Origin of the sequence: Streptomyces sp. P17 (genome assembly GCF_032436805.1) — a bacterium.
Taxonomy (GTDB): domain Bacteria; phylum Actinomycetota; class Actinomycetes; order Streptomycetales; family Streptomycetaceae; genus Streptomyces.
The window spans coordinates 1-12,472 of sequence record NZ_JAVRBF010000068.1; the positions used below are offsets into that span (position 1 = coordinate 1).

At 69.1% G+C, this 12,472-nt stretch carries 15 protein-coding genes; 9 read left to right on the top strand and 6 right to left on the bottom strand.

What is annotated here, in order from left to right; genetic code table 11:
* Nucleotides 1-83 precede the first annotated feature (83 nt).
* From RMT89_RS33235 to RMT89_RS33255, 5 genes are all read right to left on the bottom strand, one after another.
* Entirely contained in the window at nucleotides 84-560 is a 477-nt protein-coding gene (locus tag RMT89_RS33235) for a MarR family transcriptional regulator (RefSeq protein WP_315887458.1), read from the bottom strand.
* Nucleotides 561-655: 95 nt separating this feature from the next.
* Complete coding sequence (locus tag RMT89_RS33240) at nucleotides 656-1,450, bottom strand: AIM24 family protein (RefSeq protein ID WP_315887459.1); 795 nt, start codon at nucleotides 1,448-1,450, stop codon at nucleotides 656-658.
* Nucleotides 1,447-2,097, bottom strand: a complete 651-nt coding sequence (locus RMT89_RS33245) for an AIM24 family protein (RefSeq protein WP_315887460.1) — start codon at nucleotides 2,095-2,097, stop codon at nucleotides 1,447-1,449. Before RMT89_RS33245 ends, RMT89_RS33240 begins: the two co-directional genes overlap by 4 nt.
* A 1-nt stretch (nucleotide 2,098) precedes the next feature.
* Nucleotides 2,099-2,731 (bottom strand): AIM24 family protein, encoded by a 633-nt coding sequence (locus RMT89_RS33250; protein ID WP_315887496.1) that lies wholly within the window; start codon nucleotides 2,729-2,731, stop codon nucleotides 2,099-2,101.
* 77 nt (nucleotides 2,732-2,808) lie between these two features.
* The gene (locus RMT89_RS33255; RefSeq protein ID WP_315887461.1) at nucleotides 2,809-3,141 is read right to left on the bottom strand and encodes a DUF6191 domain-containing protein; all 333 of its coding nucleotides are present in this window, start codon (nucleotides 3,139-3,141) and stop codon (nucleotides 2,809-2,811) included.
* A gap of 163 nt (nucleotides 3,142-3,304) precedes the next feature.
* On the opposite strand from RMT89_RS33255, the gene RMT89_RS33260 reads away from it, so the two are divergent.
* The 7 genes from RMT89_RS33260 to RMT89_RS33290 all read left to right on the top strand — a co-directional run bounded on the left by RMT89_RS33260 (nucleotide 3,305) and on the right by RMT89_RS33290 (nucleotide 10,171).
* A complete protein-coding gene (locus tag RMT89_RS33260) occupies nucleotides 3,305-3,655 on the top strand; it encodes a DUF3817 domain-containing protein (RefSeq protein ID WP_315887462.1) in 351 nt (116 codons plus the stop codon).
* Entirely contained in the window at nucleotides 3,652-3,948 is a 297-nt protein-coding gene (locus RMT89_RS33265; protein WP_315887463.1) for an MTH1187 family thiamine-binding protein, read from the top strand. Before RMT89_RS33260 ends, RMT89_RS33265 begins: the two co-directional genes overlap by 4 nt.
* A 151-nt stretch (nucleotides 3,949-4,099) precedes the next feature.
* Entirely contained in the window at nucleotides 4,100-4,861 is a 762-nt protein-coding gene (locus RMT89_RS33270; protein ID WP_315887464.1) for a hypothetical protein, read from the top strand.
* Nucleotides 4,858-5,538, top strand: a complete 681-nt coding sequence (locus RMT89_RS33275) for a DUF4166 domain-containing protein (protein ID WP_315887465.1) — start codon at nucleotides 4,858-4,860, stop codon at nucleotides 5,536-5,538. The genes RMT89_RS33270 and RMT89_RS33275 overlap by 4 nt, the downstream gene beginning before the upstream one ends.
* Complete coding sequence (locus RMT89_RS33280) at nucleotides 5,535-6,182, top strand: TetR/AcrR family transcriptional regulator (protein WP_315887466.1); 648 nt, start codon at nucleotides 5,535-5,537, stop codon at nucleotides 6,180-6,182. The genes RMT89_RS33275 and RMT89_RS33280 overlap by 4 nt, the downstream gene beginning before the upstream one ends.
* Before the next feature lie 236 nt (nucleotides 6,183-6,418).
* Nucleotides 6,419-8,212, top strand: a complete 1,794-nt coding sequence (locus tag RMT89_RS33285) for a cellulose synthase catalytic subunit (RefSeq protein WP_315887467.1) — start codon at nucleotides 6,419-6,421, stop codon at nucleotides 8,210-8,212.
* A gap of 3 nt (nucleotides 8,213-8,215) precedes the next feature.
* Nucleotides 8,216-10,171: a kelch motif-containing protein gene (locus RMT89_RS33290; RefSeq protein WP_315887468.1), complete on the top strand. Its 1,956-nt coding sequence runs from the start codon at nucleotides 8,216-8,218 to the stop codon at nucleotides 10,169-10,171.
* Nucleotides 10,172-10,332: 161 nt separating this feature from the next.
* Here RMT89_RS33290 and RMT89_RS33295 read toward each other — a convergent pair whose 3' ends face one another.
* Nucleotides 10,333-11,337: a glycoside hydrolase family 6 protein gene (locus tag RMT89_RS33295; RefSeq protein ID WP_315887469.1), complete on the bottom strand. Its 1,005-nt coding sequence runs from the start codon at nucleotides 11,335-11,337 to the stop codon at nucleotides 10,333-10,335.
* 176 nt (nucleotides 11,338-11,513) lie between these two features.
* Between RMT89_RS33295 and RMT89_RS33300 the strand changes: the two genes are divergently transcribed.
* Entirely contained in the window at nucleotides 11,514-12,023 is a 510-nt protein-coding gene (locus RMT89_RS33300) for a MarR family transcriptional regulator (protein WP_315887470.1), read from the top strand.
* A 56-nt stretch (nucleotides 12,024-12,079) separates the two neighbouring features.
* A complete protein-coding gene (locus tag RMT89_RS33305) occupies nucleotides 12,080-12,412 on the top strand; it encodes a DUF3817 domain-containing protein (protein WP_315887471.1) in 333 nt (110 codons plus the stop codon).
* Nucleotides 12,413-12,472 lie beyond the last annotated feature (60 nt).

Here is a 12,472-nt window from a genome sequence, read left to right on the forward strand (position 1 = left end):
GGGTCTTTGGCCGGTGCGGTGAGGGTGCGTGCCGGGCGCCGTGGGTGCTGTGCGGGACTTTCAAAACACCCCCTAGGAGGGGATCAGGGGCGGCCGCGCTGTCCGCGCAGGTGCTCCGCGATCGGCTTCAGCGCCTTGCTGAGCTCGGTCAGTGCCTCGGGGGAGAGCAGGTCGATGAAGTGCCTGCGCACGGACGCCACATGATGCGGCGCGACCTTCTTCATCGTCTCCAAGCCGTGCTCGGTGAGGACCGCGTAGAGCCCACGGCGGTCGGACTCGCAGTTCTCGCGGCGAACCAGGTTCGCGTTCTCCATGCGTGTGATCTGGTGGGAGAGGCGGCTCTTGGACTGGAGGGTGGCGGACGCCAGGTCGCTCATCCGCATCCGTACGTCCTCCGACTCGGAGAGGTTCACCAGGATCTCGTAGTCGTTCATTGTCAGGCCGAACGGCTGCAGGTCCTTTTCGAGCTGGTACGTCAACAGCCTGTTGACCTCCAGGTGGGTGCGCCAGGCGCACTGCTCCGCATCGGTCAGCCAGCGCGTGGCCGTCTCGGTCTCCATGAATGAAGTCTACCTAAAATGTTGAAAAGCGAACTAGTGAGGGCGGTGTGACAGTGCGCACGCGTTCGAAGTCGTCACACTCCGCAGACTACCGCTCACAGCCCGAAGCGACGCTGGAGGTCCCCCAGCTGTCCGGGAAGGCGCGGTGCGCCGGCTTGCGGTGAGCCACCTGTGGAACCACCGCTTCCGGGCACCCCCGCCTGGTGCGGAACCGTCCCCGTCGCCTGCTCGGCCATGAGTGCCTCGGAGGACTGCAGGAGCACGGTGCCGGCTCCCGCGAACTCGAACTGGTGCTCCTCTCCGGAGGCCCCGCCGAGGCCTGTCATCGCACGTAGACCGCCCATCAGGCCGGTCATATAGCCGTAGTCGTAGTGATGGCACGGGGAGGGGCAGTCGGCCCAGCCGACGAGCGCCTGTGGATCCACCCGGATCGGGGGCTCCATGAACACCACCGGACCGTTAGATGCAGCCACGAACTTTCCGGTTCCGATGAGTGTCAGAAAACCCGGCACGATCGACTGCTTCAGCGAAAGAGTTGGCTGAAAAGCGAGCAGGTTGCCTGAGCGAATGGTCAGGTTGCCGTCTTCGAGGTCGTACGAATTCACATCGAAGGCCCGGTCGGCGAGGAGCATCTTGCCCGAGCCCTCGGCCACGACCCAGTCGCTCGCGTGCAGAGGCGAATGGAACGACGTACGGACGAGACGGTCCAGCCGGCCGTGTCCGATGCCGTTGAAGTCGATCGTCCCGTAGTAGGCGATCATCTTCCCCTTCTGCAGGAACCACTGGCTCCCCTTGAGCTCGACGCAGAAGGTGTAGTTGTTGACGTTGTCGTCGGACGGCAGGGTCGTCGGGTCGTGGACCACGGGCCCCGCACCCGGGTAGGTGCTCACAGCTTCTCCTCCGAGGCCTGGACGTACACCGCACCGCTGCCGCTGAGCTCCAGCTGGAAGGCCTCTCCGGAGCCCCGGCCCACCATGTCCCGCCAGCCGAGCGCGGTCGACAGCTTGTTGCGCACGTCGCCGTGGTGGGCGACATAGGCCTGCGGGTCGACATGGACCGGGCGCTGGGGGGTGATGGGGATCTCCAGGACGCCGCCGTGCGCCATGACGGCGACCGAGCCGTGCCCCTTCAGGGTCGTGGTGAACAGTCCCTGGCCGGTGACCTGGCCGCGGACCATGCCCATCACACCGCCCTGCGAGCCCATGAACATCGTGCCCTGCTCCAGGGAGCCCTCGAAGGCCAGCAGCCGGTCCGCCTCGACGTACAGGGTGTCGCCGGTGAGGCCGATCACCTGGATGTGGTGGCCGCCGTGCCCGAACAGGACGGTGCCGCTGCCCTCGACGGTCATCAGCGGGGTCGCCTCATTGGCCACCCGGCGTCCGATCATCGACATCAGCCCGCCCTGGCCGCCCGAGGTGTTGGGCGTGAAGGACACCTCGCCCTTGTAGGCGAGCATCGCGCCCCGCTGGCTGAACAGCCGCAGGCCGGGCATCACGGTCGCCTCGACCATCTTGGAGTTGATCTCACGGAAGGCCATGTCAGACGTCCCCCGCGATCGTGTTCCGCTCGCTCGGCTGTACGTAGACCACGCCGTCGCCCTCGAACCGGATCTGGAAGGCCTCCCCGCCGCCCTCGCCCATCAGCGTCCGGAAGGTCACGCCGGACTGGAAGGACTGGCGGAGGTTGCCCTGATGGGCGATGTACGCCCCGGGGTCGACGGTCAGCGGGTACTGCGCGCTCACCCGCAGGACGACCGCCGGGCCGTCCGAGGTGATCGCCGCCTGTCCGTGCCCCTCCACGGTCGTGGTGAACAACCCATTGCCCTGCGAGGCCCCGCGCAGGCCCGTGAAGGTCGTGCCGGTGCGCAGGCCGCCGTCGGTCGCGAGCAGATTGCTCGACTCCACGTACAGCTTGTCCCCCTGGAGGCCGACGAGGTTGATCTCGGACGCCCGGTCCGCGAACCAGCAGGTCCCGTGCCCCTTCACCTCCATCACCGTCATCTGCTCGCCGGTGATGCGCCGGGTCACCATCCCCCGGATGCCCTCACCTCCGCCGCTGAGCTTCTTGAACGCCATCTGTCCGTCGTACGCGACCATCGAGCCGTTCTTCGCCTTCACGGCGTCCCCGGTCATCTCGACGGCGAGCACCTTGCTGCCTTGAAGTCGGAACATCGCCACGCAGCGAAGGTAGCCGCGGGGGGCTGGCGCCGAACAGAGCCCGTAGGCGGAGATGGACCCTGAATGTGCCCTTAGGGGAGGTGCGGTCCCGAATGGGCCCGGCTCAGCCGGATGACCGCCGTGCCCTGGGTCAGGTCGACGGCGGACCTCGGCGGGGCGCCGTCCTCCTCGTCGTCGCGCATCACGAGCGCGCTCTGCCGTTCCTTCAGCTCGTGCTGCTTGCCCGGCGACAGGGCGGCGTGCAACTGCTCGAAGCCGGTCGCGGAGATCTGGCCCTGCCGGGCCGAGTTCCGCCAGGGCAGCCGTCCGGCCCGTCCCGCGCGCATCAGCGCCTGGTCGACGAAGGCCACCACCGTCAGCACGATCACCAGACCCGGCAGGGTCATGAAGAAGACGAACTGCATGTGGGCTCCCCGGGTCGGCCGGCCCCAGTTTCGCCCGCGCCGGGCCGGACTGTCACCCCCAAACGGCCCCCCGGTCCGAACCATCCCCGGCCGTTTGCCACAATGGACGAACGTTTGTGCTTGCGTTCACAAACCTCGACGTCGATCCCACCGAAGGTGACCCGTGGACATCAAGACCGCCTCTGCCCTCCGCCGCCTCCGCCTCGTCTCCGTCCCGGAAGGCATTTCCTGGATCGTCCTGGCGGCCTGCACGATCATCAAGTACACGGTCGCCGAGGGCTTCGACGCCGCACCGGTGCTCGGCCCGATCCACGGCGTGCTGTTCGTCCTCTACCTGGTCTTCTGGCTGGACGCCTGGAACCGCGCGAAGTGGGACGTGAAGACGGGCGCGATGTACTTCGCGTACTCGATCATCCCGGGCGGCGGCTTTGTGGCCGAGCGCCGGCTGCGCCGGGCCAGCGAGGACGCGCTGATCGCGGACCGCGCTCGCAAGGAAGGCATCGTCAACGCATGATCGTCGCCTTCTCCGTGACGCCGCTCGGTGTCGGCGAGGATGTGGGGGAGTACGTCGCCGACGCCGTCCGCGTGGTCCGCGAGTCCGGCCTGCCCCACCGCACCGACGCGATGTTCACCTCGATCGAGGGTGAGTGGGACGAGGTCATGGACGTCGTGAAGCGAGCGGTCGCCGCCGTGGAGGCACGCGCCCCGCGCGTGTCCCTGGTCCTCAAGGCGGACGTCCGGCCCGGAGTGAGCGACGGACTCACCTCCAAGGTGGAGACGGTGGAGCGGTACCTCGCCGCCGAGTAGCCGGCCACCGCGCAGCACGTGAACCCCGGCCCCGCGCGGGGCCGGGGTTTTCTTGCGCCCCCTGTTTGAGCAGTCGCTCAAAAACGTGTACCTTCCTGTCCCAGTAGTTTGAGCAGTCGCTCAAACAACAGGCTGACCTGGGGGGATCAACATGGGTCACACCGGTCTCTATATAGAGGCGCGGATCCGCGCCGATCTCGACGACCTGTGGGCACGTACGCAGGAGCCGTCCCAGCACCAGCGCTGGGACCTTCGCTTCACCGAGATCGACCACCTCCCGCGCGCGGAGGGCGAACCGCGGCGCTTCCGCTACGCCACGCGCGTGCTGCCCTTCCTCACCGTCGCCGGCACCGGAGTCTCGGCCGGAGAGAAGGAGCGCCCCGACGGCACCCGCACCTCGGCCCTGCGCTTCTCCTCCCCGCACCCGCTCTCCCTGCTCGCCGAGGGCAGCGGCTACTGGCGCTACATCCCCGACGGCGACGGCGTCCGCTTCCTCACCGGCTACGATTACCGCCCCCGCTGGGGCGCGGTGGGCGCGCTCGCCGACCGGCTCCTGTTCCGCCCGCTCATGGGCTGGGCGACGGCCTGGTCCTTCGACCGGCTGCGGCTGTGGCTGGAGCAGGGCGTCACCCCCGAGCGCGCCCGCCTCAACTGGCTCACGGAGCTGACGCTCCGCGCGCTCGTCATCACCGTCGCCTGCACCGGCCTCGGCCTGGACTCCCTCCTGCGCCTGTTCGGCCCCTTCGCACCGGCGATGGCCTACTTCTGCCCCCTTCTGTTCGCCGTCGCCATCTGCGTGGCCCTGTTCAAGTCGCCGCTGTCCCGCACCCCGGCCGCCCGCCGCTGCCTGCGCCAGCCGCCCACACGCGCGCGTGCGCCCCGACTCCTGCGCACCCTGGAGAACCCGCGATGACCTCGATCTTCCGCACCGCGATGGGCGCCGACTTCGACCGCCTGCACCCGCAGCTCCAGCGCCGCTTCTCGGTGGGCCTGACGAGCGGGGAGGCCTGCACCGGCCGAGGCGTCATGGACCGCATCTGGCACGGCGGGGCCTTCGTGAAGCCGTTCCTGGCCCTTGGGACCACACGCAACATCCTCGTCCCGCGCGAAGGCCGCCAAGTGCCCTTCGTGATCGAGAATGTGCCGTACACCGACACCTTCGGGCGTGAGACGGTGAGCTTCGTGCGCACCTTCGATCTGCCCGGCCGTCCCCGCCGCTTCGACGCCCAGATGGTGCTGGCCCCCCAGGGCGACCGCGTCCTCGACTACCTCGGCACCCACCAACACCTCGCCACCGACCTGCACTTCAAGGCCGAGCCGGACGGCTCGCTGCTCATCCGCTCCGGCGAACACCGGTTCCGGGAAGGCATGGTGGACGTCCGGGTGCCCGAACTGGTCGGCGCCACCGCGGAAGTGCGCGAGTCCTACGACGACCGGGCGGGCCGCTTCCGTATCCAGGTCCGCGTGGTGAACCGCTGGTTCGGCCCCCTCTTCGGCTACGAGGGCTCCTTCCGTGCCGCCTACACCGACATCCGGCACCGCGGTGTGCGCCCGAGTCTGCGCCCGGTGCGCGAGGAGGCGCGCGCGTGAGCCCGGAGACGGCCAAGTCCCTGGAGACGAAGACCAAGCTCCTCGAAGGGGCGCTGCGCACGCTGACCGAGCAGGGGATCGCGAAGACCTCCGCGCGTACGGTCGCGGCGGCGGCCGGGGTCAACCAGGCGCTGGTCTTCTACCACTTCGGCTCCCTGAACGAGCTGCTGGCGGCGGCCTGCCGGTACGGCGCCGAGCAGCGGGTCTCCCGCTACCGGGCGCGGTTCGCCGCCATTGCCTCGCTCTCCGAGCTCCTCGCCTTCGGGCGTGAGATGCACGAGGAGGAGCGGGCGTCCGGCTATGTCTCCCTGCTGGGCCAGCTGCTGGCCGGCGCGCAGACCCACGAGAGCCTGGCCCCTGCCACGGCTGCCGGGCTCGATCTGTGGGTCGCCGAGATCGAGAACGTCCTGACGAGGGTCCTGGCCCAGGCGCCGTTCGGGGAGTTCGTGGATCCGGCCGGGCTGGCCCGGGCCGTGGCGGGGTCGTTCGTGGGGATCGAGCTGTACGAAGGGGTGGATGCCGAGGGGGCGGGTGCGGCTCTGGATGCCCTGGAACAACTCGGCCGGCTGGTGGCGGCGTTGGACGACCTGGGGCCGATGGCGCAGCGTGCGGTCCGGCACCATCTGCGGCGCACACAGCGCTGACGCCTCTCTCGCCCCCGCCGCCCCTACCGTCCCCCCCCCAGAGGGGGGACCCCCACTGAGGGCTCCGCCCCCACACCCCCGTATCGGCACGGAACGGGCCTCGTCCTCAGACGCCGGACGGGCTGGTGTACGCCACCCGCCCGATCAGACGCCCCCGACCCGCAACCCACCTGGACGCCCCCAGTTCGACACGCCCGCAAATCTCCACTTTTGTGGGGGTATCGGCGCGATCGTCGATGACTCCTAGATCACTGGAGGGCGCTGTGCGGCCGGAGGGCTATGACTACGACACCCACAGCCGACTCGCCGGACCGCTCACCGAGCCGGTCGGCGCGGCGTACCAGGTGCAGTACTCCTCGCTTCTCGCCCGCGAGCCGCACCGAATGCGCGCGATCCTCCTGATGACCCTGGCGCCGCTGCTCACCGGCGCCCTGCTCGTCTACCTCGTCTGGCCCACCCACTGGGTCGCACGCGAGGGCGGCGACCGCTGGCTGATCGGTCTCGACACCACCATGCTCATATCCATCGGGCTCATCGAGCTCTTCATGGTGGTCAACGTCGCCTCCGTCGCCCACGCCACCCTGGTGGCCCGCGACCCCGTACCGGTCGTCCCCGAACCCGGCACCCGCGTCGCCTTCCTCACGACCTACGTCCCGGGCAAGGAACCCCTCTCCATGGTCCGCGCCACCCTCGAAGGCGCGACCAGGATCACCCACCCCGGCCCCCTGGACGTCTGGCTTCTCGACGAGGGCGACGACGAACAGGCCAGAGCCCTCTGCGCCGAACTCGGGGTCCGCCACTTCACCCGTCTCGGCGTCCCGGAGTGGAACCGCCCCAAGGGCGTCCACAAGGCGAGCACCAAGCACGGCAACTACAACGCGTGGATCGCGATGCACGGCGGCGACTACGACTTCTTCGCCTCCGTCGACACCGACCACGTCCCGCTCCCGAACTTCCTGGAGCGGATGATGGGGTACTTCCGCGACCCCGACGTCGCCTTCGTCGTAGGACCGCAGGTCTACGGCAACTACCACAACCCCGTCACCAAGGCCGCCGAGTCCCAGCAGTTCCTCTTCCACGCGCTCATCCAGCGCGCCGGCAACCGCTACCGCGCCCCCATGTTCGTCGGCACCAACAACGTCGTACGGATCTCCGCCGTCAGACAGATCGGCGGCCTGTACGACTCCATCACCGAGGACATGGCCACCGGCTTCGAACTGCACCGGCACCGCAACCCCCGCACCGGGCACCACTGGCAGTCCGTGTACACCCCGGACGTCCTCGCCGTCGGCGAGGGTCCCGCCTCCTGGACCGACTTCTTCACCCAGCAGATGCGCTGGTCACGGGGGACCTACGAGACCCTGCTCAAGCAGTACTGGAGGGCGCCGTTCAGCATGCCGCCCGGCCGTCTCCTCTCGTACACCCTCATGCTCGTCTACTACCCGATGACCGCCGTCAACTGGCTCCTCGGCATCCTCAGCTGCTTCCTCTTCCTCTGGTTCGGCGCCTCCGGCACCCAGGTCGCCGCCTCCGTCTGGCTGATGCTCTACAGCGACGCCGCCGCCCTCCAGATCGGCCTCTACCTGTGGAACCGCCGGCACAACGTCTCGCCGCACGAACCGCAGGGCTCCGGCGGACTCGCCGGCATGGCGATGTCCGCGCTCTCCGCGCCGATCTACCTCAAGTCCTTCGGCGAGGCGCTGATCCGCCGCCCCAGCCGGTTCGTCGTCACCCCCAAGGGCGGGGACGCCAGCCCCGACCGGCTGCTCACCTTCCGGATCCATCTGGGCTGGGCGGCCCTGCTCGCCGTCTCGCTGGCCGCCTCGACGGTCCTCGGCCACACCCACGTCGCCATGCGCACCTGGGCCGTGCTCGCCATGGCGATCTCCCTGGCGCCGGTCGCGGTGTGGGTCTCCACGCTGCTCAAGGGGCGCCGCGAGCGCCAGTCGACGCGCTCGGTCCCACGGCCCGCCGACGGCACCGAGCCGGCTCTCGTGACTGCCCGCAGCAGCAGGACAGGAGGCAACTAAGCCATGGCCTACCAGCTCTCGCAGAAGACCAAGAAGACCGTCCTCGGCATCGGAGGCATCGCGGTCCTGGCCGGCCTCAACGCCCCGGCCGCGCTGGACTACGCGGGCGAGAAGTACCACGAGTACAAGATCGCCCAGCCCGGTTACCAGGCCCGGTACGGCTCCTGGACCCAGGTCGACATCCCCGAGGAGTACCGCACCAACGCCATCCACGCGGCCCTTCTGCACACCGGCAAGGTGCTGATCGTGGCCGGCTCGGGCAACGAGCAGAAGAAGTTCGACGCGGGCTCCTTCGACACCGTCCTGTGGGACCCCGAGAAGAACACCTTCAAGAAGATCCCCACGCCCGACGACTTCTTCTGCTCCGGCCACGCCCAACTCCCCGACGGACGCCTGCTGGTGGCCGGCGGCACCGCACGCTACGAGCTCCTCGACGGCGAGGTCGAGCGGGCCGGCGGCGGAATGCGGGTCAAGAACGAGAGCCCCGACAAGGCCGTCTTCCTGAAGAAGGGCACCCGCTTCCGCTCACCCGCGGGCGTCGAGTACGTCACCAGGTTCGACGTCACCGTCCCCAGGGCCAAGCGCGCCTTCAAGGTGACGTACAACGCGGCCGGAGCGATGCAGCCCTGGCAGACCAAGGTCACCGCCGGCGAGGCCCGCGTCTTCGTCGAGGCCGTCGAGAAGGGCCCCCTGTCCGTCACCGACAAGCAGGCGCAGTACGAGATCGTCGGGCTGACCGGCGAGGACGCGAGCAACACCTACGGCCTCTCCGAGAAGATCACCCTCGACAAGCAGGACTTCCAGGGCATCCGCGCCGCCTACGAGTTCGACCCCGTCGCCGAGAGATACATCCCGGTCGACCCCATGGACAAGGCCCGCTGGTATCCCACCCTGGTCGGCCTCGACGACGGACGGATCCTCGCCGTCTCAGGTCTTGACGACGTCGGCATCATCGACCCCGGCGACAACGAGATCTACGACCCGAAGACCAAGAAGTGGACCCGGGGCCCCAAGCGCTACTTCCCCACCTATCCCGCCCTGTTCCTCACCAAGGGCGGCAAGCTCTTCTACCCGGCGGCCAACGCCGGTTACGGACCCGACACCATGGGCCGCGAACCGGGCCTGTGGGACCTGAAGACCAACACCTTCACCAAGGTGCCGGGCCTGCGCGACCCCGACCAGACCGAGACCGCCGCCTCGCTCCTGCTTCCCCCCGCCCAGGACCAGAAGGTCATGATCCTCGGCGGCGGAGGCGTCGGCGAGTCGAAGAAGTCCACCCCGCGCACGGCCGTCATCGACCTGAAGAAGGCCAACCCCGCCTTCGAGGACGGCCCCGACCTCCCCCAGGGCACCCGCTACCTGAACAGCGTGATCATGCCGGACGACACCGTCTTCACGTCCAACGGCTCCGAGGACTACCGCGGCCGCAGCGCCAGCAACATCCGCAAGGCGCAGTTCTACCTCCCCAAGGACAACGTCTTCCGGGAGGCGGCCGCCCCCAAGGTGGGCCGCAACTACCACTCCGAGGCGCTGCTCCTGCCCGACGGCCGCATCGCCACGTTCGGCTCCGACCCGCTCTTCGACGACCAGCAGAACACCAAGCTCGGCCACTTCGAGCAGCGCATGGAGGTCTTCACCCCGCCCGCCCTGCACAAGAACGGCGCCGACCGCCCCGTACTGAAGGACGGACCGGAGCAACTCCCCGAGGACCGCCGGGCGACGTACCGCACCGACAACCCCGAACGCGTCGCGAGCGCCCGCCTGATGCGGCCCAGCGCGGTGACGCACACGACGGACGTCGAGCAGCGCTCCATCGCACTCGACATCACCAAGTCCGGGAACTCGGTCACGGTCACCGTGCCGAAGGATCCGGCGCTGGTACCGCCCGGCTGGTACATGCTCTTCGTCACCGACGCCGAGGGGACGCCGTCGAAGGCGAAGTGGATCCACGTGGCCTAGGGGGTGTTTTGAAAGTCCCGCACAGCACCCACGGCGCCCGGCACGCACCCTCGCCGCACCGGCCAAAGACCCAAGTACGTCCAGTACGAGGGCCTTCGTCCGGCACGCCGAGGGCACGCACCGAACACCGCGGGCACCGCACAGGACTTTCAAAACACCCCCTAGGAGCCCTGGGAGTTGCGCGCCAGCGCCAGCGCGTACTCCGGCCACCACCGCCCGGCGTCCGGACCGCCCTCGCACGTCCCGTCCGACTCGCCGGGCCGCTTCACCCACAGATAGGCGTCCAGTACGGGATCGCCGGTCTCCGTCGAGGGCGGGGTGCCGAGGGCGCGCCCCGGCGGGTTGCACCAGACACCGGGCAGCGGGCCGTTGCCGTTACGGCTGGTGTCGATGACGAAGTGCTTGCCGCCGAGGTCCCTGGACAGCCGGCGGCCGTACTCCTTGGTGACCTCGTTCGTCTGGAAGTTGGAGACGTTGAGAGCGAAGCCGTCCGCGTCCGCGATCCCGGCCCGCTGCAGCGGCTCCACCAGCTTCCCGGGCTCCTTGATCCAGGACGGGTTGCCGGCGTCCAGATACACCTTGGTGTTCGGCTGCTGCTTGAACCGGCGGATCGCCTCGCCCAGCAGCTGCTCCCGCTCGGCGCGGAACTCGCCCGGCGTGCAGCCGTCCACGATGTGCGCCACCGCGTCCGGCTCCAGTACGACCAGCGCCCTGCTCTCCCCGAGCGCCGCCGCGAACTTCCCGATCCAGTTCCGGTAGGCGTCCGCGTCCGCGGCCCCGCCTGCCGAGTGCTGCCCGCAGTCCCGCTGCGGGATGTCGTACGCCACGAACAGCGCGGTACGCCCCTGGGCGGAGGCCGCCGCGGTGGCCGTGCGGACCGTGGGCCCCGGGTCGATCTCGCCGGCCGGCCACAGCGCGGCGGGGCGGTCGGCGATGCGCTTGAGGAGGGTGGCGTCCTGGGTACGGCCCTCCCGCTTCCACCTCTCGATCTGCCGGGCGGCGGGGCTGTCGGGGTCGACCCAGAACGGGGAGTCGGGGAGTGCCGGGTCCGCCTTCCTGGAGGCGGCGCCGGCGACGGAGGCCTCGTCGACGTCGGGCGCGGACGTACAGCCCGCCGCGAGCCCGAGCACCGCGAGAGCCGCGAGGGTGTGGATCAGCCGGGGCATGCTGCTCCCTTGGTGGAGTGACGGTCGGTTGCGGTTGGTGACGATCGGTAATCAATCGTTGCATAACTGTGCGAACCGCTACGGAAAGGACATGGTCCGCCCTGGGCCGCGAGCCCCGGGACCGATGGGCGAGACAGGGCTGACCACCATATGACCGGCCGGTAAGGTCTGGTGCCGTGCCGAAGCCGCTCAGCCTTCCCTTCGATCCCATCGCCCGCGCCGACGAACTCTGGAAGCAGCGCTGGGGAAACGTGCCGTCCATGGCCGCGATCACCTCGATCATGCGCGCCCATCAGATCCTGCTCGCCGAGGTCGACGCGGTGGTCAAGCCGTACGGGCTGACCTTCGCGCGCTACGAGGCGCTGGTGCTGCTCAACTTCTCCAAGGCCGGCGAGCTGCCGATGTCCAAGATCGGCGAACGGCTGATGGTGCACCCCACCTCGGTGACGAACACCGTCGACCGGCTGGTCAGATCGGGCCTGGTCGACAAGCGCCCCAACCCCAACGACGGGCGCGGCACGCTCGCCTCCATCACGGAGAAGGGGCGCGAGGTGGTCGAGGCGGCCACGCGCGACCTGATGGCGATGGACTTCGGTCTCGGTGTGTACGACGCGGAGGAGTGCGCGGAGATCTTCGCGATGCTGCGGCCGCTGCGGATCGCGGCGCACGACTTCGAGGAGCAGTAGGGGTCGGCACGGGGGCGCCGGAAGATCGCCCGGGACGTGCCGTTACGCTCGACGGCATGAAATCCAGCGTGCTGACCCGCTACCGCGTCATGGCGTACGTGACCGCCGTCATGCTGCTCGTCCTGTGCACCTGCATGGTCTTCAAGTACGGGTTCGACATGGGCGAGGACGTGACCTTCGCGGTCTCCCAGGTCCACGGCATCCTCTACATCATCTACCTGATCTTCGCCTTCGACCTGGGCTCCAAGGCGAAGTGGCCGTTCGGCAAGCTGCTGTGGGTGCTGCTGTCCGGGACGATCCCGCTCGCCGCCTTCTTCGTCGAGCGCAAGGTGACCCGGGAGATGCTGCCTCTGGTCAACGGCGTGGCGGGCGCTCCCGTCAAGGCGTAAGCACACACCGTCGTGAGTGACTGCTCACGGCGGTTTCCCATCGACATTTACTAGGACGTC